Raw genomic sequence first — 24,520 nt, 5'->3', positions numbered from 1 at the left:
GGGCTCGCAGGAGGTGCAGGACCTGGCGAACGGGTGTGGCCCCCGGGGGAGTTCCCCCGGGGGGCCACACCTCTGTCCGGCCGGATCAGGATCAGGCGCGGTAGGCGGTCCAGTACTCGTTCATCCGGGTCACCTGGCCGGAAGTGAACTGGTACATGCACGCGTCGTACGTGTAGTCCATGAAGTTGTGGATCGGGTCCACACCGGTCTTGGAGGCGCAGGAGTCACGGCCGGTCGGGCACTGGTACGCCGGGCTCTTCTCGGCCGGAGTGTCGGTGACGTAGTCGCCGTTTCCGTTGCAGCCGCCCTGGAAGGTGTGGTACAGGCCCATCCAGTGGCCGACCTCGTGGGTCGCGGTGTCACCCTCGTTGTAGTTGGCCGCGGAGCCGCCCGGGAGCGAGGTGTCGAGGACGACGACGCCGTCCATGGACGGGTTGGACTGGTACGAGGACGGGAAGGTCGCCCAGCCGAGGAGGCCGCCGCTCAGGTTCGCCGTGTAGAAGTTCAGCGCGCCGGCGCCGCCCTTGCGGAGGGTCTGCTTCATCGCCTTCTCGGCGGTGGAGCCGGAGGCCAGGTTGTACCAGGAGGCGTTGTCCGTGTAGTCGGTCGAGGCAAGGGTGAACTGGAAGTTGGAGTTCACGTTGCCGGTGCCCTGGCCGGCGTACGCCGAGTTCAGGACCGCCATCTGGTTGTTGATCTGGGTGGCGGTGAGCTTGCCCGTCGTACCGGAGTGGATGACGTGGAAGTAGACCGGGATGTTCACCACCGCGGCGGCGCCGGCTTCGGCGGAGGCGCTGAGGCGGCCCTCGGCGCGGGCGGCGTCCAGCTTCTTCTTGAAGTCCTCGTCCATGGCCTTGGCCTGGGTGGCCGTGACCTCGTTGGGCTCGTGGGCGTGGCTCTCGGCGCCGCGCGCCTTGCGGGCACCGGAGAGGGCCTCGTCGTGGCCGTCCACGCATTCCTCGGCCGAGGCGCCGGCCAGGGTGGTGGTGGCGGCGCCGGTGGCCACCGGGGCGGAAAGGGGTGCCAGGGCCAGGGTTCCGGCCATCACGGCAGTGCCGAGCATACGACGTGACATACGCGGCGATATACGGACAAGAGCACGCACGGTGACTCCTCGCGGGGGGTGGTGGCGAGGAACTTCCTGGCCACTGCGGGGAGATTACGCGTCCATGTCAGGCGTCGTTGAGAAGCGATCAGGCCCAATCATTCATGGAGCAATTCGGGGCATCGGGAAGAAAATCTGGGGTGGCTTCCGGAGTTTGAGACGCCGACGTAACAGTCGAAGTGGCGGAGGCGGGTGGTGTGTCCGGATTCGATCTCGAAAACCGGCCACCCGCCGTAGCGATGTGAGCTTCTGTTAACAGAAGCGATCATGGCTGAAAATCGACCCTGATAGTCCGCCAGGGGAACAACAGGGAAACGTCAGCGGACGGGCTGGTACGCCCGCTCCACCCGCTGCGTGCCACTGAGCGTCCGGTACGAGCGTGCCCAGGCCGTCGACGCGGCCGGATCCGTCTTGTCGGAGACCGTGTAGTAGTCCATCTGCGAGCGCTCGGCGGTCACGTCGAGGACGCCGTACCCGTGGTGGTCCATGTCCACCCACTTCACATGCCGGTTGGCGGCCTTCACGGCGCCCGCGGCCACCACCGAGACCGTCCCCGGCGCCACGTGCAGCAGGTCGTCGAGGTTGTCCGAGGTCACCGAGGTGACGACGAACTCGGTCGCCGCCGAGGCCGAGAACGGGTACGTCGCCGCCTTCACCGGGACGTCGTTGGCCCAGGCCATGTGGATGTCGCCGGTCAGGAAGACGGTGTTGCGGATGGCCCGTGAGGTCAGATGGGCAAGGAGTTCCTTCCGGTCGTCCGTGTACCCGTCCCACTGGTCGACGTTGACCGCCAGCCCCTCCTTGGGCAGGCCCATCAGCTCCGCGAGCGGCTCCAGGAGGTGGGCGGGCAGGGCGCCGAAGGCGACCGGCGAGATCATCACCGAGGTGCCGACCAGCTGCCAGGTCGCGGCCGAGCCCGCGAGCCCCGACTTGAGCCAGTCGAGCTGGGCGCGGCCCGTGATGCTCCGCTCCGGGTCGTCGACCGAGCCGCTGCCAGCCTTCGCCGGGGCCGAGCGGAACGAGCGCAGGTCGAGCAGGTGCAGATCGGCCAGCTTTCCGAAGCGCAGGCGCCGGAAGACGGTTCCCTCGGTGGAGGCGCGGACCGGCATCCACTCGAAGTACGCCTGCTTGGCGGCGGCCACCCGCGCCGCCCAGTCGCCCTCGGCCTCCGGCGTGTGGTTCTCGGCCCCGCCCGTCCAGGCGTCGTTGGCGAACTCGTGGTCGTCCCATATCGCGATCACCGGGTGGGCCGCGTGCAGCGCCTGGAGGTCCGCGTCCGTCCTGTAGTGGCCGTGCCGGGTGCGGTAGTCGGCGAGCGAGACGATCTCGTGGCGCGGCTCGTGCTGCCGGACGGTGTACTTCGCCTCGGGGTAGGTGCCGCTGCCGTACTCGTACAGGTAGTCGCCGAGATGGAGGATCGCGTCCAGGTCGGCGCGGGCGGCGAGGTGGCGGTACGCGGCGAAGTGGCCGGCCTCCCAGTTCGCGCAGGAGACGACACCGAAGCGGACGCCGGGAGCGGCGGCGTCGACCGCCGGCGCCGTACGGGTACGGGCGGCGGGGGAGACGGCGGAGTCCGCGGTGAAGCGGAACCAGTAGGAGGTGGCCGGGCGCAGACCCCGGACGTCCGCCTTAACGGTGTGGTCGGAGGCGGCGCTCGCCGTGGTCGTGCCGGAGGCGACGACCCGGGCGAAGCCGCGGTCCTCGGCTATCTCCCAGCCGACCTGGACGTCCGGGCCTAGGCCCGATCCCGGCACGGCCTCGGGGGTGGGGGTGACGCGCGTCCAGAGCAGGACGCCGTCGGGCAGCGGGTCGCCGGAGGCGACGCCGTGGAGGAACGCGGTCGCCGCGGGGGCGGCCTGGGCCGTGGAGGCCGCGCCGAGCAGGGCGGGCGCGACGGCGGCGGTGACGGCGGCGGCCTTGACGACCGTGCGCCGGCTGGGGGAAGGAAGATCGAATCGACTGGTCACGGCCAGTCAGATTACTGGCGGGTACGCCCGAAAGGCAGGCGATATCCGGAAGTTCGCCGGCCCGTCGCCCACCGGCCGCACCCCGGCAGCGCACGCGCCGCCGCACAGGGACGCCCCCCGACCCGCGGGGGGTCAGGGGGCGATTCCGGGCGCGGCGGTGAACCCGTGTCAGGCCTTGAGGGCCGCGTCGACCGCCGTGGTGAACTCGGCCGGCGTCATCGGCGGGTTGTCGGTGCCCGCGACCGTCACCGGCTTGCCGTTCATCTTCAGGGTCGGGGTGCCCGTCACGCCGCTGGCGTCGAAGGCCTCGGACATCTTCATCGCCCAGGCGTCGAAGGTGCCGTCCTCGACGTTCTTCTTGAACTCGGCGTTGCTCTTGAGGGCCGGTACGGAGTTCGCGATCTCCAGGAGGTAGGAGTCCTTGGCGAACTTGTCGTCGTTCTCCTCCGGGTGGAACTCCTCCGAGTAGAGCGCCGCCTTGTACTTCAGGAAGGCCTCGGGGCTCAAGTCCAGGGCCGCGCCGAGCGCGGACAGGGCGTTCTTCGAGCCCTCACCGGTGGCGGCGTCGTCGATGAAGGTGGCACCCACGTACTTGATCTTGTACTTGCCGGCCTCGACGTCCTTCTCGACCGTGGAGCCCACGGACTGCTCGAAGGTCGCGCAGACCGGGCAGCGCGAGTCCTCGTACAGCTCCAGGGTCTTCTTCGCCGACTCCTTGCCGACCACGACGGTCGTGCCGTTCGTACCCGAGGTGTTCTTCGGGGCCTTCACCGTCGAGGCCTCCGCCACCGACTCCCAGTGGGAGGGCTTGTTGGACTGCACCACGGCGTAGCCGATGCCGCCGGCGGCGGCGAGGACGGCCAGCGCCGAGACGCCGACGACGAGCTGCCGGCGCGCCCTGTCCTTCTTCGCCTGGCGCTCGCGCTCGACGCGCAGCCGCTCGCGGGCGGCGGCCTTGTTGGACTGCGAGTTGCGTGCACTCATGATCGTGTTCTCCGTGGGGTGAGGTCCGTCGGGACCGGGAAGCCGAGAGGGGACTGCGTGCTCGGGGGCCTGCGCTGCTCAGACGAGAGCGAGGCTCGGGCACGGGGGTCCCCGCCGTCCCACGGAGTGCGTGAGGAACCGTGTGCGGGAGGGCCGGGGCCGTCCCGCGGGCCGCGGTGCGCGCCGCGGCGCCGGACCGGTGCGGAAGAGGGCCGCCATGAGCAGCAGCGGCCGGAAGGCGCAGGCGGCCGTCGCGCCGAGCAGCCGGACGAGCGCCCGCTCCCCGCCGCGCAGCCAGAAGGCGGCCGAGAGGCCCACGCCCACATGGGCGAGGAGCAGCAGCCACGGCAGCGACGGGTCCGGGGAGTCGAGCAGGGCGGCCGCGGTGCCGCTCTCGGGAGCCGCCACGCCCGGCAGCGGGGTGCCCACGGCGCCGCCGCAGAACACCTCCAGGCCCACCGCGCGCAGCGATCCGGCGACCGGGCCGCCGGCGGCCCCGTAACAGACCGCCTGACCGCTGGTGAAGAGCGTGTCGGCCGCCAGTTCCAGCGGCACGAGGAGCCCGGCGATCGGGCCGAGGCCGCGCTCGCGGCCGGCCAGCGCGTACGCCACGGCGTAGACGCCGACGGCGACCGGGACGACCGTGCCGAGCGGCAGCGGCACGCGGGAGAGCAGCACGTGGGAGGCCACGGACAGCGTCACGACCAGTGCCGTGAAGAACGCCGCCCGCAGCGCCCTCAGCTGCGTCCCTGCCATGTCCATCGTCGTGGAGTGTGCCATGCCGGGCCGTAAGGAGTCGCTAAGCGCGAGCTGTGCGAAGCCTCACCGGCCCCACCGTCACAGCCCGGGGATCCGGCCGTTGCGGAAGAGGTCCACGAAGATCTGGTGGTCGGCCCGCGCCCTTGCCCCGTAGGCGTGCGCGAAGTCCACCAGGAGGTCCGCGAACCCCTCCTCGTCGGCGGCGATCGCCGCGTCGATGGCCCGCTCGGTCGAGAACGGCACCAGCGAGTGGCCGCTGGAGTCGTCCGCCGCCGCGTGCATGGTCGCCGTGGCCCGCCCGAGGTCCGCGACGGTCGCGGCGATCTCGTCCAGGTCGTCGATGTCGGACCAGTCCAGGTCCACCGCGTACGGCGAGACCTCCGCGACGAGCTGCCCGGCCCCGTCGAGCTCCGTCCAGCCCAGCCAGGGGTCGGCGTGGGCCTGGAGCGCCCGCTGCGAGATCACGGTGCGGTGGCCCTCGTGCCGGAAGTACTCCCGTACCGCCGGGTCCGTCACATGGCGGGAGACCGCAGGCGTCTGCGCCTGCTTGAGGTAGATCACGACGTCGTTCTCCAGGGCGTCGCTGTTGCCCTCCAGGAGGATGTTGTACGAGGGGAGGCCGGCCGAGCCGATGCCGATCCCGCGCCGCCCGACGACGTCCTTGACCCGGTACGAGTCGGGGCGGTCCAGGCTGGACTCCGGCAGGGTCTCCAGGTAGCCGTCGAAGGCCGCGAGGACCTTGTACCGCGTGGCGGCGTCCAGCTCGATCGCCCCGCCGCCCGCCGAGAAGCGCCGCTCGGAGTCGCGGATCTCCGTCATCGAGTCGAGCAGCCCGAAGCGGGTCAGCGAGCGGGCCTCGCGCAGGGCGCCCAGGAGGGCCCCTTCGGCGGTCTCCAGGGTGAAGGAGGAGACGTCGTCATCCTTGGCGCCGGTCGCGAGGGCGTGGATCCGCTCCCGGTAGGCGGTGGCGCAGATCCGCACCAGGTCGGTGATCTGGCCGTCGCCGAGCGCCTTCGCGTACCCGAGGAGCGCCAGGGAGGCGGCGAGCCGCTTGAGGTCCCAGGTGAAGGGGCCGACGTACGCCTCGTCGAAGTCGTTGACGTTGAAGATCAGCCGCCCGTTGGCGTTCATGTAGGTGCCGAAGTTCTCGGCGTGGAGATCGCCGTGGATCCAGACCCGGCCGGTGCGTTCGTCCAGGTAGGGGCCCCCGTGGGCCTCCTGCTCCAGGTCGGAGTAGAAGAGGCAGGCCGTGCCCCGGTAGAAGGCGAAGGCGGAGCCGGCCATCTTCCGGAACTTGACGCGGAAGGCGGCGGGGTCGGCGGCGAGGAGCTCGCCGAAGGCGGTGTCGAAGACGGCGAGAATGTGCTCACCGCGCTCGGCGGCGGTGGGCTGGGGGACCGACATTCGAGGTGCCTCCTGGTACCGGGCGTACTGACAAGCTGTTCATGACAAATGGGACAGGTGTTCCCTGTCTCTCAACGCGCGACCCTAGCCCCGAGTGCCCCTCGGCTGTCAGTCGCCCGACGTAGACTTCCACGGTCCCCCCAGCCACCCCTGTGACCGCTACGGAGACCTCTCGCCGTGACCAAGCCGCCCTTCACGCACCTCCACGTCCACACCCAGTACTCGCTGCTGGACGGTGCCGCGCGGCTGAAGGACATGTTCAACGCGTGCAACGAGATGGGCATGACCCATATCGCCATGTCCGACCACGGCAACCTGCACGGGGCGTACGACTTCTTCCACACGGCGAAGAAGGCCGGGGTGACGCCGATCATCGGCATCGAGGCGTACGTCGCCCCCGAGTCCCGGCGCAACAAGCGGAAGATCCAGTGGGGCCAGCCGCACCAGAAGCGGGACGACGTCTCCGGTTCCGGTGGCTACACCCACAAGACGATCTGGGCGGCGAACGACACCGGGCTGCACAACCTCTTCAAGCTCTCCTCCGACGCGTACGCCGAGGGCTGGCTCCAGAAGTGGCCCCGGATGGACAAGGAGACCATCTCCAAGTGGTCGGAGGGGCTCATCGCCTCCACCGGCTGCCCCTCCGGCGAGCTGCAGACCCGGCTCCGCCTCGGCCAGTTCGACGAGGCCCTCAAGTCGGCCTCCGAGTACCAGGACATCTTCGGCAAGGAGCGGTACTTCCTGGAGCTGATGGACCACGGCATCGAGATCGAGCGCCGGGTCCGCGACGGGCTCCTGGAGATCGGCAAGAAGCTCGGCATCCCGCCGCTGGTCACCAACGACTCGCACTACACGTACGCGCACGAGTCGACCGCGCACGACGCCCTGCTCTGCATCCAGACCGGCAAGAACCTCTCCGACCCGGACCGCTTCCGCTTCGACGGCACCGGCTACTACCTGAAGTCCACGGACGAGATGTACGCGATCGACTCCTCGGACGCCTGGCAGGAGGGCTGCCGCAACACCCTCCTGGTCGCCGAGCAGGTCAGCACCGAGGGCATGTTCGTCGAGAAGAACCTCATGCCGAAGTTCGACATCCCGGAGGGGTACACCGAGGTCAGCTGGTTCCGCGAGGAGACCATGCGGGGCATGCACCGCCGGTTCCCGAACGGCATCCCCGACGACCGCATGAAGCAGGTCGAGTACGAGATGGACACCATCATCTCGATGGGCTTCCCCGGCTACTTCCTCGTCGTCGCCGACTTCATCATGTGGGCCAAGAAGCAGGGCATCGCCGTGGGCCCCGGCCGAGGCTCCGCGGCCGGCTCGATCGTCGCGTACGCCATGGGCATCACCGACCTCGACCCGATCCCGCACGGCCTGATCTTCGAGCGCTTCCTCAACCCCGAGCGCATCTCGATGCCCGATGTCGACATCGACTTCGACGAGCGCAGGCGCGTCGAGGTGATCCGGTACGTGACGGAGAAGTACGGCTCCGACAAGGTCGCCATGATCGGCACGTACGGCAAGATCAAGGCGAAGAACGCGATCAAGGACTCGGCGCGCGTCCTCGGCTACCCGTACGCCATGGGCGACCGGCTCACCAAGGCCATGCCCGCCGACGTCCTCGGCAAGGGCATCGACCTCAACGGCATCACCGACCCCTCGCACCCCCGCTACAGCGAGGCCGGCGAGATCCGCGCGATGTACGAGAACGAGCCGGACGTCAAGAAGGTCATCGACACCGCCCGGGGCGTCGAGGGCCTGGTCCGCCAGATGGGCGTCCACGCGGCCGGCGTGATCATGTCCAGCGAGCCGATCGTCGACCACGCGCCGATCTGGGTCCGGCACACCGACGGCGTCACCATCACGCAGTGGGACTACCCCCAGTGCGAGTCGCTCGGCCTGCTCAAGATGGACTTCCTGGGCCTGCGCAACCTCACCATCATGGACGACGCCGTCAAGATGGTGAAGGCCAACAAGGGCATCGACCTCGACCTGCTGGCCCTGCCGCTGGACGACCCGGCCACCTTCGAACTGCTCCAGCGCGGTGAGACCCTCGGCGTCTTCCAGTTCGACGGCGGTCCCATGCGCTCGCTGCTCCGGCTGATGAAGCCCGACAACTTCGAAGACATCTCCGCCGTGTCCGCCCTGTACAGGCCGGGCCCGATGGGCATGAACTCGCACACGAACTACGCCCTGCGCAAGAACAAGCAGCAGGAGATCACCCCGATCCACCCCGAGCTGGAGAAGCCGCTCGAAGAGGTGCTCGCGGTCACCTACGGCCTGATCGTGTACCAGGAGCAGGTGCAGAAGGCCGCCCAGATCATCGCCGGCTACTCGCTCGGCGAGGCCGACATCCTCCGCCGCGTGATGGGCAAGAAGAAGCCCGAGGAGCTGGCGAAGAACTTCACCATCTTCCAGGCCGGAGCCAAGAAGAACGGCTACAGCGACGAGGCCATCAAGGCCCTCTGGGACGTCCTGGTACCCTTCGCCGGCTACGCCTTCAACAAGGCCCACTCGGCCGCGTACGGCCTGGTCTCCTACTGGACCGCCTACCTCAAGGCCAACCACCCCGCCGAGTACATGGCGGGACTGCTCACCTCGGTCAAGGACGACAAGGACAAGTCCGCGGTCTACCTGAACGAGTGCCGCCGCATGGGCATCAAGGTCCTGCCGCCCAACGTGAACGAGTCCGAGTCGAACTTCGCCGCCCAGGGCGACGACGTGATCCTCTTCGGCCTGTCCGCCGTCCGCAACGTCGGCACCAACGTCGTCGAGTCGATCATCAAGTCGCGCAAGGCGAAGGGGAAGTACTCCTCCTTCCCCGACTTCCTCGACAAGGTCGAGGCCGTCGTCTGCAACAAGCGGACCATCGAGTCGCTGATCAAGGCCGGCGCCTTCGACGAGATGGGCCACACCCGCAAGGGCCTGGTCGCCCACCACGAACCGATGATCGACAACGTGGTGGCGGTCAAGCGCAAGGAGGCCGAGGGACAGTTCGACCTCTTCGGCGGCATGGGCGACGAGGCGACCGACGAGCCCGGCTTCGGCCTTGACGTCGAGTTCTCCGACGTCGAGTGGGAGAAGTCGTACCTGCTCGCCCAGGAGCGCGAGATGCTCGGCCTGTACGTCTCCGACCACCCGCTGTTCGGCATCGAGCACGTCCTGTCCGACAAGACGGACGCGGCGATCTCCCAGCTCACCGGCGGCGAGCACTCCGACGGCGCGGTCGTCACCATCGGCGGCATCATCTCCGGCCTCCAGCGCAAGATGACCAAGCAGGGCAACGCCTGGGCGATCGCCACCGTCGAGGACCTGGCCGGCTCCATCGAGTGCATGTTCTTCCCGGCCACCTACCAGCTGGTCTCCACCCAGCTCGTCGAGGACACGGTCGTCTTCGTCAAGGGACGGCTCGACAAGCGCGAGGACGTCCCCCGGCTGGTCGCCATGGAGCTGATGGTCCCCGACCTGTCGAACGCCGGGACCAACGCACCGGTCATCCTCACCATCCCGACCGTCAAGGTGACCCCGCCCATGGTCACCCGGCTCGGCGAGATCCTCGGCCACCACAAGGGCAACACCGAGGTGCGGATCAAGCTCCAGGGCCCCCGCAAGACGACGGTGCTCCGGCTCGACCGGCACCGGGTGCAGGCCGACCCGGCGCTGTTCGGCGACCTGAAGGTGCTGCTCGGCCCGTCCTGCCTGGCCGGATAGCGGCCTCCTCCGCCCACGCGCGGCCTCCTCCGCCCACGCGCAAGGGGCGCGCCCGTCGTCACGGGCGCGCCCCTTTGCCGTGGGTGCGTCAGTTGTGGCCGAAGCGCTTCTGACGGCCCTTGCGTGCCATGTCACCCGGCGTGACCTGGCTGGCGCGCTGCTCGGCCTGGGACTCCATCGACGACTGCTGCGCCTGCTGCGTTCCGCGCTCGGCCGGCGACTGCTGCTTCTGGCTGCGGTTCTGACTGCGGTTCTTGGCCATGGGGATGCCTCCTCAAAGGGACCTAGGGCCTGTCCGGCGGATCATGGCCGGGCCCGCGACGGGCCAGGGCCGCTGTCAGACTCACATACGGCATGAACCGGCGCATGTTGGATCATTACGGAACGTGAGCATCCGGCCGAACGTGACTTCCGCCACGCCGATGATCCAGTTCCGACCGTCGAGCCCCCGCGCTTCGGGCAGACTCGAAGCGAAATCCGAAGCAACTCCGATCCCGAGGTTCCCGAAAGAGGGTGGAACACGTGGACCGCTGCGTCGTCCTGGTGGACGCCGGCTACCTGCTGGGTGCCGCCGCCAGTCTGCTCGCCGGGGAACCGGCCCGCTCCCGGATCACCGTCGACCACGCCGGGCTCATCCAGCAGCTGCGCCAGCGCGCAGAGGCCGAGACCGCGCTGCCCCTCCTGCGGATCTACTGGTTCGACGGTGCCCCCGACCGGGTGCCCCAGCCCGAGCACCGCAGACTGCGGGTGATGCCCCGGGTCACCGTCCGGCTCGGCGCGCTGACCCGGAGCGACGGACGCTGGGCCCAGAAGGGCGTCGACGCGGCCATGCACACCGAGCTGACGGAGCTGGCCAGGAACCGGGCCTGCTCCGACATCGTGCTCGTCACCGGCGACGGCGACCTGCTGCCCGGCCTGATGTCCGCCAAGGAACACGGCGTCGCCGTCCACCTCTGGGCCGTCCAGGCCGCCGACGGCGACTACAACCAGTCCGAGGACCTGGTCGCCGAGGCCGACGAGCGCCGGGTCCTCGACCGGGTCTGGATCACCCGCGCCGTCCGCGCAAAGGACCTCACCGGTATCTGCGCGCCCCCGCCCGCCCCGCGCCCCGAGATCGCCGCCATCCTCTCCGCGCCGCTGCCCGAGGCGGCCCTCGCCGCCTCCGCCGAACGCGCGGCCGAAGCGGCCGCCTCGCCCGCCCGGACCGCGGGGGAGGGCTCCGCGCCCCACGGCGACGGACACGTCCGCCCCAACGGCCACGGGCACGTCCACCCCGACGGCCACGTCGGGGACGACGAGCACACGCACGGCGCAGACGCCCCCGCCCCCACCCCGGGCAAGGGCGTCCCCACCCCCAAGGACCTGGCCGGACTGCGCGGCCCCGCCGCCGCCCCCGGCGCCCCGGGCGGCCCCGTGCCGCAGGGCGCGAGCGCGCTCCGCTGGTCCTCCGACCGGGGCTGGGTTGAGCGCCCCGCCCCCGCGCTCGGCGAACCCGCCGAGACCGCGTCCCTGCCCACCCTCGCCACCCTCACCAGCGCCGAGCAGCGCTGGGCGGACCGCGAGGAGGACATCACCACCGTCGGCGGCGACCCGTTCGAGGTCGGCCAGGTGTTCGCCCGCCGGTGGATGGAACGGCTCCCCGAGCAGAGCCACGTCCAGAAGCTCTCCACCCTCTACCCCCGCATCCCGCACCGCATCGACGGCGAACTCCTCCGCTACGCGGCACGGTTCGGCCTGCTCGCCCACAAGGACGACCAGATCGACGAGCACGACCGCTACGCCATCCGGGCCGGCTTCTGGCGCGAGATCGACGTCCGGGCCGCCGCCGAACACGCCCCCGCGCCCGGAGCGGGCCCGGCGACCCCGTAGGCTCTTCCCCCGTGAGTACGGTGTGCGTGGTGCGGGAACTGGTCAAGACGTACCCCGCCACGCGCGGCAGGCGCGGTGCGCCCGCGACACCCGAGGTGCGGGCCACCGACGGGATCAGTCTCGACGTGCGCGGCGGCGAGATCTTCGGGCTGCTCGGACCCAACGGAGCCGGCAAGTCCACCCTGGTCCGCCAGCTCACCGGACTCCTGCGCCCCGACTCCGGCGCCGTCCGGCTCCTCGGCCACGACCTCGTACGCCACCCGGAGCGGGCCTCCCGGCTCCTCGCGTACCTCGGCCAGGAGTCCACCGCCCTCGACGAGCTGACCGTCGCCCTCGCCGCCGAGACCACCGGACGGCTGCGCGGCCTCACCGCCCACGACGCACGCGCCGAGCGCGACGCCGTCCTCGACGAACTCGGCCTCGGCCCGCTCGCCTCCCGGCCCCTCAGGAGGCTCTCCGGCGGTCAGCGGCGGCTCGCCTGCTTCGCCGCCGCGCTCGTCGGCCGGCGGCCCGTCCTCGTCCTCGACGAGCCCACCACCGGCATGGACCCCGTCGCCCGCCGCGCCGTCTGGGCGGCCGTCGACCGGCGGCGCGCCGAACACGGCGCCACCGTGCTGCTCGTCACCCACAACGTCATCGAGGCCGAGACCGTGCTCGACCGGGTCGCCGTCCTCGAACACGGCAAGGTCATCGCCTGCGACACCCCGGCCGGGCTCAAGGAACGCGTCGCGGGCGAGATCCGCGTCGAGCTGGTCTGGCGCGACGCCGCACCCCTCCACCTCCCCGAGGTCGCCGCGCTGCGCGGACGCGCCCAGGAGACGGGCCGGCGCTGGATCCTCCGCCTCGCCCCCGACGCGGCCCGCGCCGCGGTCGCCACCGTCACCGGCGGGGCCGCCTTCGCCGCCCTCGACGACTTCACCCTGGCCACGCCCAGCCTGGAGGACGTGTACCTGGCGCTGGGCGGCGCGACCGACGGGCTGGTGAAGGCATGACCCTCCGCGGTCCCGGGGCCGTCGGCCCCGACCCCCGAAGCCCCCGCGTCCCGTCCGTGACCGTCAGGAGCTGTACGCAGTGAGCACCCTGCCCGCCGAGATCCTGCCGACCGGCCCGCCCTCCCTCCGGACCCGCGACGACGAGACCCACGAGGGCGAGGCCGCCGCGGCGCCCCTCGCCCCGCGCGCCCGCCTGCTGCCCTCCCTGGCCGCCGTGTACCGCGCACAGCTGTCCCGTGCCCGGGTCGCCCGCATCCCGCTGCTCTTCGTCGCGACCTTCCAGTCCGTCGGGATCATGGTCCTGATGCGCGGGGTCGTCGACGGCGGCTCCGAGGCACGCGCGGTCGTGGCCGGCTCCACCGTCCTCGTCGTCGCCTTCGTCGCGCTCAACCTGCTCGCCCAGTACTTCGGGCAGCTGCGGGCGACCGGCGGCCTCGACCACTACGCCACCCTGCCGGTGCCGCCCGCCGCCGTGGTGCTCGGCGCCGCCGGGGCGTACGCCTCCTTCACCCTGCCCGGCACCGCCGTGACCGCCGTCGCCGGCTCCGTGCTCTTCGGACTGCCGCTCGGCCACCTCTGGATCCTCGCCGCCGTCGTCCCGCTCGCCGGGGCGGCCCTCGCCGGGCTCGGCGCGGCCCTCGGACTCCTCGCACCCCGCCAGGAACTGGCCACCCTCCTCGGCCAGCTCGGCATGTCGGCGGCGCTGCTGCTCGGCGTCCTGCCGGCGGAACGGCTTCCGGAGCCCATCGGCCTGGCACGGGACCTGCTGCCGTCGACGTACGGGGTGGAGGCCCTGGCCCGCACCTTCGACCCGCACCCCGACTGGGCGGCCGTCGGCCTCGACCTCGCCGTGTGCGGGGCGGTCGGCGTGGTCTCCCTCGCGCTCGCCACCTGGGCCTACCGGCGGGCCGCCGTCCGCTGAGGCGGGCCACAGGCACACCTGGCACGATGGCTGGGTGACCGCACCTCTGACTCCGCCTCACCAGCCGCCGCCGCACGACCCCGACTGGCCGCCGCCGCCCCCGCCGATGCTCGGCCCGGCAGGGGACCCGATCACGGGCGCCGAAGTCGTGCAGGGCGTTCTGGTCACCCTCGTCTCGGCGGTCGCGGGCGCGCTCCTCGGAGTGCTCTGGCTGAACCTGGCCCCGCGCGTCCTGCTCATCTCGGACGGCGAGGGGGTCTACCTCCGCAACTCCGAGGGGGAGGCGGCGATCGGCTCCGACGGAACGTTCGTCCTCCTCGCCCTGGCCTTCGGCGTGGTCGCCGGGCTCGTCGTCTTCCTGCTGCGCCGCAAGGGCGGCGTGCCGCTGGTGCTCGGTCTCGCCGTCGGCGGCGTGCTGGGCTCCCTGCTCGCCTGGGGATTCGGGACGTACTTCGGCCCGGCGCGGGACGTGGTCGCCCACGCGAAGTCCGTCGGCCCCAACGTCGCCTTCGAGGCACCGCTCGAACTGCAGCTGGGCGCCGCCGCCATGCTGGCCTGGCCGCTCGCGGCGACGCTCGTGCACCTCGCGCTGACCGCCCTCTTCGGGCCGCGCGACCCGGAACCGGAACCGTGGGACCAGCCGAAGCCGTACGCCCAGGGCCCCGGCCCGAGCTGACGCGGCCGTACGGACGGCCGCGCCGGCGGGAACGTCAGGCGCGGCCGATCGGGGCCACGACCGCCGAGGTGAGGGCCGCCAGGTCGGCGGGGGAGAGCTCGACCTCGAGGCCGCGGCGGCCCGCCGAGACACAGATGGACGCGTGGTCCGAGGCCGAGGAGTCGAGGACCGTGCGGAGCCGCTTGCGCTGGCCGAGCGGGGAGATGCCGCCCCGGACGTAGCCCGTCGTACGCTCCGCCGCCGCCGGGTCCGCCATCGCCGCGCGCTTGCCGCCGACCGCCGAGGCCAGCGCCTTCAGGTCGAGCTGGCCCGCCACCGGGACCACCGCGACCGTCAGCTCGCCGTCGACGTCCGCCACCAGCGTCTTGAAGACCCGGTCGGGGGAGACGCCGAGGGCCTCCGCCGCCTCCTCGCCGTACGACGGGGAGGCCGGGTCGTGCTCGTAGGCGTGCACGGTGAACGCGGTACCGGCCGCCGTCAGGGCGACCGTCGCAGGGGTGCCGCCGCTGTTCTTCTTCTGCTTCTTCGCCACGCGTTCTTCCTCGGCTCAGCCCGTTGCGATGGGCCCGGATCGGCTCAGTTCGGGTAGGTCGGGCCCTGCGTCAGGTCGACCACCGGCAGCGAGGGCAGATGCCGCAGCACCGCCGTCTCCGCGCGCAGCAGCGTCAGCTCCTCACGCAGCCGGGTCGCCGTGTCGGGGGCCTGGAGCAGCCGCTGCTTGGACGGGGTGTCGAGCACCGCCGCGGCCGCGACCAGGTACGACACCACCGAGGGGTCGTCCGGCAGCTCGCTCGACGTCAGCGAGCGCTCCCGTGCCCCCGCGAGCCGCTTCTGGTAGCTCCGGAAGGCCCGCAGCACCCCCTCGGAGAGGTGGCCGGCCTCCTCGCCCTGCTCCTCGGGGATCTCCTCGGTCTCGGCGACCAGGAACGGCCCGCTCGCGTCGACCGAGAGCAGCCGGACCCGGGTCGTGCCGGTGGCCATCACCTCGAAGCTGCCGTCCGCGCGCTCACGGATCGACGCCGCGTCCGCGATGCAGCCGACCCGGTGGAAGGCCTGGATGGGGTCGGAGCCGAAGCCCGCCGCCGGGCCCTTCTCGGGCAGCGCCGTCTGGTCCGGCATGCCGGGTGCGGTCGGGGCGACCTCGCGGCCGTCCCGGATGGCGACGACGGCGAAGCGGCGCGGCTCCGAGTCGTCGATCGTGAGCAGCTCGCGCATCATGGCGCGATATCGCTCCTCGAAGACGTTGAGCGGCAGCACGAGGCCCGGGAACAGCACCGCGTTGAGCGGGAAGAGTGGCAGGCGAGCGGTGGTCACAGCGGTCAGCCTAATGGCCGCCGGGCCCGCTCCGTCCGGCCTGTCCACGTCCGGCGTCCCGGAAGGCCGACCGGCGGGCCGGCTCGCGCCGCGCCCGCTCCCGCACGGCGAGGAAACGGAGGAGGGGATCCTCCTGTACGGAGCCCCGCCCGGCACTCCGCGCGGCCCCCCACGGGAACGAGGTCGCGTGGGCCCCGATCCGGCCGAACTCCTCCCGTGCCTCCGCCCACCGACCGCGCTCGACCAGCACGTACGCGAGCAGGTTGCGGACCTCGGCCGGCCACGGGTCACCGGCGGGGAACGCCGCCGACAGGGTCAGGGCACGGTCCGCGGCCCGGTCGATCCGGGCCTCCGGCACGGCCGGGTCGCGGTCCGGCGGTACCCGGAGCCGGTCGTAGGCCGCGCGGACCGGCAGCGCCCGTACGAGCGAGTCGGGGGCGGCGTCGTCGGCCGCCTGCTCGGCGAAGTCGAAGGCGGCGCGGTGCGAGCCGTACCACTGCGCGGAGAGGTACTTGAGCGCCGCGACATGACACCCGTAGTGGTGCGGGGAGCGGCGCACGGCCTGCTCCCAGTGCGACTCGAAGACGCCGTGCCCGGCGTGCGCGCCGCGCGCGTGGTCCAGGGCGAGCCGCCACGGCACCGGGTCGTGCGGAGCCGCCTCGGTGACCGTCGTGACGAGCGGGCCGAGCTCGCGCAGCCGCTCGGCCCGGGCCGGCGACTCCCAGGCCCTGCGGAGGGCGAGCTGCGCCGTGACGAGGAGCGCGTCGGGGTCGCCGGGCGAGGCGGAGAGCCAGTGGGCCAGCCAGTCGCCCCTGCTGTACGCGAAGGTGGCGAGCCGGGTGACGTACCGGTCGCGGTCCTCCCACTCGCCGGAGTCCCGGGTGGTGGCGAGCAGTTTCGCGGCGGGATCGGGATCGGCGAGGGCGGCGGCGACCAGGGCGGGGGCGAGCCGCCCGTCCGGGGCGTCGAGCAGCACGTCGTCGTCCGGGACGAATCCGGCGGCGGGCCGCGGGGCGTACCGGGCCGGGTGGACGGCGCCGATCAGGGCACGGAACAAGGACATGGTGTGACGTATTCTCCCCCGGCCCCCGCCGCCACGGCAGCCCGCCTCACACCCCGTACACCAAACCTCCGCCGCTCACCCCCTGCTCAGCAGCCGGGTCGCGCCCGCCGCGACCGTGGTGGCCAGGATCCAGCCGAGCAGGATGAGCACCGCCGCCGCCCACTGCCACATGCCCTCGAGGCGCCAGTAGCCGTCCTGGCCGAGGTTGATCACCGGAATCAGCAGGTCCAGGGCGTACAGCGGGCCGTTCCACGCGGGGGCCTCCTCCGCCTTCAGCGGTATCGGGCGGTAGCGGGAGAACGCCACCGTGCCCGCCGCCCACAGGACCGCCATCCACAGGGCCGCCCGGCCCGGCCGGTAGCCGTACGCCACGGTCCAGTCCTGGACGTATCCCCAGAGCTTCCCCGCCAGCGGAAGCGTCTCCCGTCTGCGCCGCTGCTTGGCGAGCAGCACCTCGCGGGCGTCGGCGTCCTCCCCGCTGTTGCGCAGCACCGTCGCAAGGCGTTCGTACGGCTCGGGGGCGTACTCGGGGGTCGCCGCCGCCACCCACTCCAGGCGCCAGGCCAGCGGGAAGCGCTCGTACGGCACGAGGTTCTCGTAGACGAAGCCGCCCATCGCGAGCCCGCCGGGGCCGGGCCAGCTGGTCCACAGGTCGATCAGGGTGACGACCTTGGCGCCGTTGAGCACGACGCGCCCCTCCTCCGGGCGCTCGCCGTTGAACCTCAGCTCCGGGGTGACTATCCGGCGCAGCGAGACCTCCTCCCGGCGTGCCCCGTTCAGCAGGAACCGGGCGTGGTGCAGGTCCACCGCGTCACCGAACCGCCCGTCGTCGAGCCGCACCCCGCCGTGGAACTCCACCGGCTTGCGCCGGGCCCCCTGGGTGGGCGTCACGCCGTACGGCGGGGTGGCCGTCGAGTTGCCCGCGGTCCCCGCCGGGCCCGTCTCCTCGTACACCCAGGCCGCGTTCAGATAGAGCGAGCGCTCCACCGTCAGCTGCGGAGCGTTCAGCGCGCGGCGGCCCTGGGCGCCGCGCAGGACGCTGCCGCGCAGACTGAGCGAGACGCCCACCTTCGCCCCGCGCAGGCTCAGCTCCCCGTGCGTCTCGATCAGCTCGGCCTGCAGGTCCTGGGCGACCACGAGGCCGTCCGCGGTGATGGCCCTTCCCCGCCGGTCCGGCCACACCTGGATCTGGTTGACGAGCAGGTCCGTGCCGATCTGCGCGTCGGTGAGCCGGATGCCCCGCTGCACCCGGCAGCGCGGCAGGTGCAGGTCCCCCTCGGTGTGCAGCCGGGCCGCCTCCAGGCGCGGCAGCGCGCACTCGACCATCCGCAGCGTGCCGAAGCGGGCCTCCGGCAGCACCACCTCGCCGTCGAACCGGCAGCCGTGCAGCTCGACGTACGGCCCTATCGTCCCGCCTGCCAGGTTGAGCACGCCGGTGATCCGGACCCCGCGCAGCTTCAGCGCGGCCACCCGCCCCGATCTGGCCGGCGGTCCCGCGAGCAGCAGCAGCGCCACCACGTCGGCGCGGACACTCCGCTCCTCCCCCCATTCCCTCGTCCCGAAGGGGTCGTCCCACTCCGCGACCCCCTCCGTCAGATCGCACGTCCTCCCGATACGGAACGCCCGCCACACGGCCCGCTCCGGGCCCGTGAGACCGTCCGGCATTCCGTCCTCGTGCGGCTCGGTCACTGCCGCCCCCTCGCTTTCCACGATCCGTCTCCGCGATTCCGTGATTCCGTGATTCGAGATTCCGCGGTTCCGATTCGTACAGCCGTTCTTCCCACTGAGTGACGGGCTGAACGCTAACGGTCAGGAGTGGCGAGAGGACGCCAATGTGACGTGTATCAGTCAGTGATTGGCATGTATCAGCTGGTGATACGGACGACCGGCGTTGTAGGCCGTCTGCGAGAATTGACCCGTGATCTCTCGAATCGATCTGCGCGGCGAGGCCCTCCCCGAGGGTTCCGCCCTGCGCGACCTGCTGCCCCGTGCCGAGTTCGACGTGGAAGCCGCCCTGGAGAAGGTGCGGCCGATCTGCGAGGACGTACGGCATCATGGCGCCGCAGCGGTGATCGACTACGGGGAGAAATTCGACGGCGTCCGCCTCGAGCGCCTGCGCGTTCCCGCCGAGGAGCTCCGCCGCGCCCTGGACGAGCTCGACCCGGCCGTCCGCGCCGCCCTGGAGGAGTCCATCCGGCGCGCCCGCCTCGTCCACCGGAACCAGCGCCGCACCACCCACACCACCCAGGTGGTCCCCGGCGGCACGGTCACCGAGAAGTGGATCCCGGTCGACCGCGTCGGCCTGTACGTGCCGGGCGGCCGCTCCGTCTACCCGTCCTCCGTCGTGATGAACGTCGTCCCCGCCCAGGAGGCCGGCGTCGAGGGCGTGGCCATCGCCTCACCTCCGCAGAAGGAGTTCGGCGGCCTGCCGCACCCGACGATCCTCGCCGCCTGCGCCCTGCTCGGCGTCGACGAGGTCTACGCGGCCGGCGGCGCCCAGGCCGTCGCCATGTTCGCGTACGGCACGCAGAGCACCGCCGGCGAACCCGGCTGCGCCCCCGTCAACCTGGTCACGGGACCCGGCAACATCTACGTCGCCGCCGCCAAGCGCCTCCTCAAGGGCCGCATCGGCATCGACGCCGAGGCCGGCCCCACCGAGATCGCGATCCTCGCGGACTCCACCGCCGACCCCGTCCACGTCGCCGCCGACCTGATCAGCCAGGCCGAGCACGACCCCATGGCCGCCTCCGTCCTCGTCACCGACTCCGAGGAGCTGGCCGCGGCCACCGAGGCCGAGCTGAAGACCCAGGTCGCCGCCTCCAAGCACGTCGACGACCGCATCGTCCCCGCCCTGGCCGGCCGCCAGTCCGCGATCGTCCTCGTCGACGGCCTCGACGAGGGCCTGCGCGTCGTCGACGCGTACGGCGCCGAGCACCTGGAGATCCAGACCCGCGACGCCGCCGCCGTCGCCGACCGCGTCCGCAACGCGGGCGCCATCTTCGTCGGCCCCTGGGCCCCCGTCTCGCTCGGCGACTACTGCGCCGGCTCCAACCACGTCCTGCCCACCGGCGGCTGCGCCTGCCACTCCTCGGGCCTCTCCGTGCAGTCCTTCCTGCGCGGGGTGCACATCGTGGACTACACGCGCGACGCGCTCGCCGACGTCGCCCACCACGTGGTGACCCTCGCCGAGGCCGAGGACCTGCCCGCCCACGGCGCGGCGATCAAGGCCCGTTTCGGGTGGAAGGTGCCGGAGAGCAAGTGACCCCGAACGAGACAGTCCGCATCGACGACCTGCCCGTCCGCGACGAGCTGCGCGGCAAGTCCCCCTACGGCGCGCCCCAGCTCGACGTCCCCGTCCAGCTGAACACCAACGAGAACCCCTACCCGCTGCCCGAGCCCCTGGTGGCCCGGATCGCGGAGCGGGTCGCCGAGGCCGCCCGCGGCCTCAACCGCTACCCCGACCGGGACGCGGTCGAGCTGCGCACCGAACTCGCCCGCTACCTCACCCGCACCGGAAAGCACCCGGTCGCCGTCGAGAACGTGTGGGCGGCCAACGGCTCCAACGAGGTCCTCCAGCAGCTGCTGCAGACCTTCGGCGGCCCCGGCCGTACCGCCATCGGCTTCGAGCCCTCGTACTCGATGCACGCCCTCATCGCCCGCGGCACCGGCACCGGCTGGATCTCGGGCCCGCGCAACGAGGACTTCACCATCGACGTGGCGGCGGCCGAGAAGGCGATCGCCGAGCACCGGCCCGACGTCGTCTTCATCACCTCCCCCAACAACCCCACCGGCACCGCCGTCGAGGCCGACACCGTCCTCGCCCTCTACAAGGCGGCCCAGGCGGCCAGGCCCTCCATGGTGGTCGTCGACGAGGCGTACGTGGAGTTCAGCCACCGGGACTCGCTGCTGCCCCTCATCGAGGGCCGCCCGAACCTGGTGGTCTCCCGGACCATGTCCAAGGCCTTCGGCGCCGCCGGACTGCGCCTCGGCTACCTCGCCGCCCACCCCGCCGTGGTCGACGCCGTCCAGCTGGTCCGCCTCCCGTACCACCTCTCCGCCGTCACCCAGGCGACGGCGCTGGCCGCCCTGGAGCACACCGACACCCTCCTCGGCTACGTCGAACAGCTCAAGGCCGAGCGCGACCGGCTCGTCACCGAGCTGCGCGCGATCGGCTTCGAGGTCACCGACTCGGACGCCAACTTCGTGCAGTTCGGGAAGTTCCCCGACACCCACGCGGCCTGGCAGCGGATCCTCGACCGGGGCGTCCTGGTCCGGGACAACGGCGTACCGGGATGGCTGCGGGTCACCGCCGGCACACCAGAAGAGAACGACGCGTTCCTCGACGCGGTTCGTGAATTGATGAAGGAGCAGGAGCGATGAGCCGCGTAGGCCGCGTTGAGCGCACCACCAAGGAGACCTCCGTCGTCGTCGAGATCGACCTCGACGGCACCGGAAAGGTCGACGTGTCGACCGGGGTCGGCTTCTACGACCACATGCTCGACCAGCTCGGCCGGCACGGTCTGTTCGACCTCACCGTCAAGACCGACGGCGACCTGCACATCGACTCGCACCACACCATCGAGGACACCGCCCTCGCCCTCGGCGCCGCCTTCAAGCAGGCCCTCGGCGACAAGGTCGGCATCTACCGCTTCGGTAACTGCACCGTCCCCCTGGACGAGTCGCTCGCCCAGGTGACCGTCGACCTCTCCGGCCGGCCGTACCTCGTGCACACCGAGCCCGAGAACATGGCGCCGATGATCGGCTCGTACGACACGACGATGACCCGGCACATCCTGGAGTCCTTCGTCGCCCAGGCCCAGATCGCCCTGCACGTCCACGTCCCGTACGGGCGCAACGCCCACCACATCGTGGAGTGCCAGTTCAAGGCGCTCGCCCGTGCCCTCCGCTACGCCTCCGAGCGCGACGTGCGCGCCGCCGGCATCCTCCCCTCCACGAAGGGCGCCCTCTAGTCGTGAACGGCCTCTCCACCGTCCTCATCGTCGTCGGCCTCTTCCTGCTCGGCGGCATCTACTCCTTCGCCAAGCAGCAGATGCCCAAGGGCGTCATCGTGCTGCTCTCCGTCGGCGCGGCGATGTGCCTCACCGCCGGCGTGCTCCGGCTGAGCGTGTGGGCGTGACCATGAGCACCTCCTCCCCGAAGAAGGTCGTCGTCTTCGACTACGGCTTCGGCAACGTCCGCTCCGCCGAGCGCGCCCTCGCCCGGGTCGGCGCCGACGTCGAGATCACCCGCGACTACGACAGGGCCATGAACGCCGACGGGCTCCTCGTCCCCGGCGTCGGTGCCTTCTCCGCCTGCATGCAGGGGCTCAAGGAGGCCCGCGGCGACTGGATCGTCGGCCGCAGGCTCTCCGGCGGACGCCCGGTCATGGGCATCTGCGTCGGCATGCAGATCCTCTTCGCCCAGGGCATCGAGCACGGCGTGGAGACGGAGGGCCTCGACGAGTGGCCCGGTACCGTCGAGCCGCTGAACGCCCCCGTCGTCCCCCACATGGGCTGGAACACCGTCGACGCGCCCGCCGACACGCAGCTGTTCGCCGGCCTCGACGCCGACGCCCGGTACTACTTCGTGCACTCCTACGCGGTGCGCGAGTGGACCCTGGAGGTCGGCAACAAGAACATGCGCGCCCCCAAGGTCACCTGGGCCACCCACGGCGAACCCTTCGTCGCGGCCGTCGAGAACGGCGCCCTGTGGGCCACCCAGTTCCACCCCGAGAAGTCCGGCGACGCCGGAGCCCAGCTCCTCACCAATTGGATCGAGACCCTCTGATCATGGCTCAGAAGCTTGAACTCCTCCCTGCCGTCGACGTCCGCGACGGCCAGGCCGTCCGCCTCGTGCACGGCGAGTCGGGCACCGAGACCTCCTACGGCTCCCCGCTCGAAGCGGCCCTCGCCTGGCAGAACTCCGGCGCCGAGTGGCTGCACCTGGTGGACCTCGACGCCGCCTTCGGCACCGGTGACAACCGGCAGCTGATCGCCGAGGTCGCCCAGGCCATGGACATCAAGGTCGAGCTCTCCGGCGGCATCCGCGACGACGCCTCGCTCGCCGCCGCCCTCGCCACCGGCTGCACCCGCGTCAACCTCGGCACCGCCGCCCTGGAGACCCCCGAGTGGGTCGCCAAGGTCATCGCCGAGTACGGCGACAAGATCGCCGTCGGTCTCGACGTACGCGGCACGACGCTCCGCGGCCGGGGCTGGACCCGCGACGGCGGCGACCTCTACGAGACGCTCGCCCGCCTCGACTCCGAGGGCTGCTCCCGCTACGTCGTCACCGACATCGCAAAGGACGGCACCCTCCAGGGCCCCAACCTGGAGCTCCTGAAGAACGTCTGCGCGGCCACCGACAAGCCCGTCGTCGCCTCCGGCGGCGTCTCCTCCCTGGACGACCTGCGGGCCCTGTCCGAGCTGGTCCCGCTGGGCGTGGAGGGCGCCATCGTCGGCAAGGCGCTCTACGCCAAGGCGTTCACCCTGGAAGAGGCGCTCGCGGCGGTGCGGCCGTGACCGCCGAGGTCCGCAAGGTCGTGACCGGCGCTCCCTGGGAGGACCAGTTCGGCTACTCCCGCGCGGTGCGGCTGCCGAACGGCCTGGTCCTGGTCTCCGGCTGTACGTCGGTGGTCGGCGGCCAGATCGCCGGGGGAGGCCCCTACGAGCAGGCGATGAACTCCTTCAACGTGGCCTTCGGCGCGCTGAAGCAGCTGGACATGGGCCCGGAGCACGTCGTGCGCACCCGGATGTACATCACGCACGCCCGGGACGTGGACGAGGTCGGCCGCGCGCACAAGGAACTGTTCGACGCCGTCCGCCCGGCCGCCTCGATGATCATCGTCTCCGGCTTCGTCGACCCCAGCCTGGTCGTCGAGGTCGAGGTGGAGGCCTTCCGGGGTGATGAGGCATGAGCCTCGCCGTACGGGTGATCCCCTGCCTGGACGTCGACAACGGCCGGGTCGTCAAGGGTGTCAACTTCCAGAACCTGCGGGACGCCGGTGACCCCGTCGAGATGGCGAAGCTGTACGACGCCGAGGGCGCCGACGAGCTGTGCTTCCTCGACATCACCGCCTCGTCTGGCAACCGGGAGACCACCTACGACGTGGTGCGCCGCACCGCCGAGCAGGTCTTCATCCCGCTCACGGTCGGCGGCGGCGTCCGGGCGGCGGCGGACGTCGACAAGCTGCTGCGGGCCGGGGCCGACAAGGTGGGCGTCAACACCGCCGCCATCGCACGCCCCGAGCTGATCCAGGAGATCGCGGAGCGCTTCGGCCGCCAGGTGCTGGTCCTGTCGGTCGACGCCCGGCGCACCGCCTCGGGCTCCTTCGAGGTGACGACGCACGGCGGCCGCAAGGGCACCGGCATCGACGCCGTCGAGTGGGCGCACCGGGCCGCCGAGCTCGGGGCGGGGGAGATCCTGCTCAACTCGATGGACGCGGACGGGACGAAGGACGGCTACGACACCGAGATGATCGCGGCCGTGCGCAAGCACGTCACGGTGCCGGTGATCGCCTCCGGCGGCGCCGGCAAGCTCGCCGACTTCCCGCCGGCCGTGGCGGCCGGCGCGGACGCGGTGCTCGCGGCCTCCGTCTTCCACTTCGGCGATCTGCGGATCCCGCAGGTCAAGGACGCGCTGCGGGAGGCGGGCCACCCGGTCCGCTGAGCACGCGTGTGTGAGGGCCCCTTCGGGGGCCCTCCTTCTTCGCGAGATGCGCAGGATTATTTGTGCAATTTCCGTTGCGCAGT

The 24,520-nt window shown here is 71.7% G+C and carries 23 protein-coding genes; 13 read left to right on the top strand and 10 right to left on the bottom strand.

Annotated features, from left to right (window positions below):
• Positions 1–91 precede the first annotated feature (91 nt).
• The 5 genes from ACIA8N_RS01365 to ACIA8N_RS01345 all read right to left on the bottom strand — a co-directional run bounded on the left by ACIA8N_RS01365 (position 92) and on the right by ACIA8N_RS01345 (position 6,219).
• Positions 92–1,063, bottom strand: coding sequence for a zinc metalloprotease (locus ACIA8N_RS01365; RefSeq protein ID WP_365776938.1), 972 nt, complete (start codon positions 1,061–1,063; stop codon positions 92–94).
• Positions 1,064–1,422: 359 nt separating this feature from the next.
• On the bottom strand, positions 1,423–3,072 hold the full coding sequence (locus ACIA8N_RS01360) for an alkaline phosphatase D family protein (protein WP_365776936.1): 1,650 nt from the start codon (positions 3,070–3,072) through the stop codon (positions 1,423–1,425).
• Between the two features lie 168 nt (positions 3,073–3,240).
• A complete protein-coding gene (locus ACIA8N_RS01355) occupies positions 3,241–4,056 on the bottom strand; it encodes a DsbA family protein (RefSeq protein WP_365776934.1) in 816 nt (271 codons plus the stop codon).
• Positions 4,057–4,134: 78 nt separating this feature from the next.
• Positions 4,135–4,818 (bottom strand): hypothetical protein, encoded by a 684-nt coding sequence (locus ACIA8N_RS01350; RefSeq protein ID WP_365776932.1) that lies wholly within the window; start codon positions 4,816–4,818, stop codon positions 4,135–4,137.
• A 75-nt stretch (positions 4,819–4,893) separates the two neighbouring features.
• Positions 4,894–6,219 (bottom strand): DUF2252 domain-containing protein, encoded by a 1,326-nt coding sequence (locus ACIA8N_RS01345; RefSeq protein ID WP_365776930.1) that lies wholly within the window; start codon positions 6,217–6,219, stop codon positions 4,894–4,896.
• Between the two features lie 177 nt (positions 6,220–6,396).
• Between ACIA8N_RS01345 and dnaE the strand changes: the two genes are divergently transcribed.
• Positions 6,397–9,936 carry a DNA polymerase III subunit alpha gene (gene dnaE / locus ACIA8N_RS01340; RefSeq protein WP_030211573.1) on the top strand — a complete coding sequence of 1,180 codons (3,540 nt, stop codon included), beginning with the start codon at positions 6,397–6,399 and terminating at the stop codon, positions 9,934–9,936.
• An 88-nt stretch (positions 9,937–10,024) separates the two neighbouring features.
• Here dnaE and ACIA8N_RS01335 read toward each other — a convergent pair whose 3' ends face one another.
• On the bottom strand, positions 10,025–10,198 hold the full coding sequence (locus ACIA8N_RS01335) for a hypothetical protein (protein WP_365776928.1): 174 nt from the start codon (positions 10,196–10,198) through the stop codon (positions 10,025–10,027).
• 251 nt (positions 10,199–10,449) lie between these two features.
• Between ACIA8N_RS01335 and ACIA8N_RS01330 the strand changes: the two genes are divergently transcribed.
• From ACIA8N_RS01330 to ACIA8N_RS01315, 4 genes are all read left to right on the top strand, one after another.
• Entirely contained in the window at positions 10,450–11,805 is a 1,356-nt protein-coding gene (locus tag ACIA8N_RS01330) for an NYN domain-containing protein (RefSeq protein ID WP_365776926.1), read from the top strand.
• Positions 11,806–11,816: 11 nt separating this feature from the next.
• Complete coding sequence (locus ACIA8N_RS01325) at positions 11,817–12,797, top strand: ABC transporter ATP-binding protein (RefSeq protein ID WP_365776924.1); 981 nt, start codon at positions 11,817–11,819, stop codon at positions 12,795–12,797.
• Positions 12,798–12,900: 103 nt separating this feature from the next.
• The gene (locus ACIA8N_RS01320) at positions 12,901–13,719 is read left to right on the top strand and encodes an ABC transporter permease (RefSeq protein ID WP_399415743.1); all 819 of its coding nucleotides are present in this window, start codon (positions 12,901–12,903) and stop codon (positions 13,717–13,719) included.
• Positions 13,720–13,753: 34 nt separating this feature from the next.
• Entirely contained in the window at positions 13,754–14,395 is a 642-nt protein-coding gene (locus tag ACIA8N_RS01315) for a DUF2567 domain-containing protein (protein ID WP_365776922.1), read from the top strand.
• Positions 14,396–14,429: 34 nt separating this feature from the next.
• Here the strand turns inward: ACIA8N_RS01315 and ybaK are convergent, their stop codons facing one another.
• The 4 genes from ybaK to ACIA8N_RS01295 form a co-directional block, all read right to left on the bottom strand.
• The gene (gene ybaK, locus ACIA8N_RS01310) at positions 14,430–14,927 is read right to left on the bottom strand and encodes a Cys-tRNA(Pro) deacylase (RefSeq protein ID WP_030211583.1); all 498 of its coding nucleotides are present in this window, start codon (positions 14,925–14,927) and stop codon (positions 14,430–14,432) included.
• Positions 14,928–14,971: 44 nt separating this feature from the next.
• Positions 14,972–15,709 carry an LON peptidase substrate-binding domain-containing protein gene (locus ACIA8N_RS01305; protein WP_365776919.1) on the bottom strand — a complete coding sequence of 246 codons (738 nt, stop codon included), beginning with the start codon at positions 15,707–15,709 and terminating at the stop codon, positions 14,972–14,974.
• Positions 15,710–15,719: 10 nt separating this feature from the next.
• Positions 15,720–16,772 carry a hypothetical protein gene (locus ACIA8N_RS01300; RefSeq protein WP_365776917.1) on the bottom strand — a complete coding sequence of 351 codons (1,053 nt, stop codon included), beginning with the start codon at positions 16,770–16,772 and terminating at the stop codon, positions 15,720–15,722.
• Between the two features lie 75 nt (positions 16,773–16,847).
• Positions 16,848–18,461: an oxidoreductase gene (locus ACIA8N_RS01295; protein WP_365776915.1), complete on the bottom strand. Its 1,614-nt coding sequence runs from the start codon at positions 18,459–18,461 to the stop codon at positions 16,848–16,850.
• Positions 18,462–18,690: 229 nt separating this feature from the next.
• Between ACIA8N_RS01295 and hisD the strand changes: the two genes are divergently transcribed.
• Genes hisD through hisF form a run of 8 tightly spaced genes read left to right on the top strand, consistent with a single transcriptional unit; the run spans position 18,691 to position 24,437 of the window.
• Positions 18,691–20,034, top strand: a complete 1,344-nt coding sequence (hisD, locus tag ACIA8N_RS01290) for a histidinol dehydrogenase (RefSeq protein ID WP_365776913.1) — start codon at positions 18,691–18,693, stop codon at positions 20,032–20,034.
• Positions 20,031–21,152 (top strand): histidinol-phosphate transaminase, encoded by a 1,122-nt coding sequence (locus ACIA8N_RS01285; RefSeq protein WP_365776911.1) that lies wholly within the window; start codon positions 20,031–20,033, stop codon positions 21,150–21,152. Before hisD ends, ACIA8N_RS01285 begins: the two co-directional genes overlap by 4 nt.
• Entirely contained in the window at positions 21,149–21,742 is a 594-nt protein-coding gene (hisB, locus tag ACIA8N_RS01280) for an imidazoleglycerol-phosphate dehydratase HisB (protein ID WP_030211590.1), read from the top strand. Before ACIA8N_RS01285 ends, hisB begins: the two co-directional genes overlap by 4 nt.
• 2 nt (positions 21,743–21,744) lie before the next feature.
• Positions 21,745–21,909, top strand: coding sequence for a hypothetical protein (locus ACIA8N_RS01275; protein ID WP_365776909.1), 165 nt, complete (start codon positions 21,745–21,747; stop codon positions 21,907–21,909).
• 2 nt (positions 21,910–21,911) lie between these two features.
• Positions 21,912–22,559 carry an imidazole glycerol phosphate synthase subunit HisH gene (hisH, locus tag ACIA8N_RS01270; RefSeq protein WP_365777631.1) on the top strand — a complete coding sequence of 216 codons (648 nt, stop codon included), beginning with the start codon at positions 21,912–21,914 and terminating at the stop codon, positions 22,557–22,559.
• 2 nt (positions 22,560–22,561) lie between these two features.
• The gene (gene priA / locus ACIA8N_RS01265) at positions 22,562–23,290 is read left to right on the top strand and encodes a bifunctional 1-(5-phosphoribosyl)-5-((5-phosphoribosylamino)methylideneamino)imidazole-4-carboxamide isomerase/phosphoribosylanthranilate isomerase PriA (protein ID WP_365776907.1); all 729 of its coding nucleotides are present in this window, start codon (positions 22,562–22,564) and stop codon (positions 23,288–23,290) included.
• On the top strand, positions 23,287–23,685 hold the full coding sequence (locus ACIA8N_RS01260) for a RidA family protein (protein WP_365776905.1): 399 nt from the start codon (positions 23,287–23,289) through the stop codon (positions 23,683–23,685). Before priA ends, ACIA8N_RS01260 begins: the two co-directional genes overlap by 4 nt.
• Positions 23,682–24,437 (top strand): imidazole glycerol phosphate synthase subunit HisF, encoded by a 756-nt coding sequence (gene hisF / locus ACIA8N_RS01255; protein WP_365776903.1) that lies wholly within the window; start codon positions 23,682–23,684, stop codon positions 24,435–24,437. The genes ACIA8N_RS01260 and hisF overlap by 4 nt, the downstream gene beginning before the upstream one ends.
• Positions 24,438–24,520: the final 83 nt, after the last annotated feature.

The organism is Streptomyces sp. NPDC051822 (genome assembly GCF_044452745.1).
In the GTDB taxonomy this organism is placed as follows: Bacteria; Actinomycetota; Actinomycetes; order Streptomycetales; family Streptomycetaceae; genus Streptomyces.
Note: the sequence above shows the minus strand (reverse complement) of the source record. Positions and strands in the feature narration are given on the sequence as shown.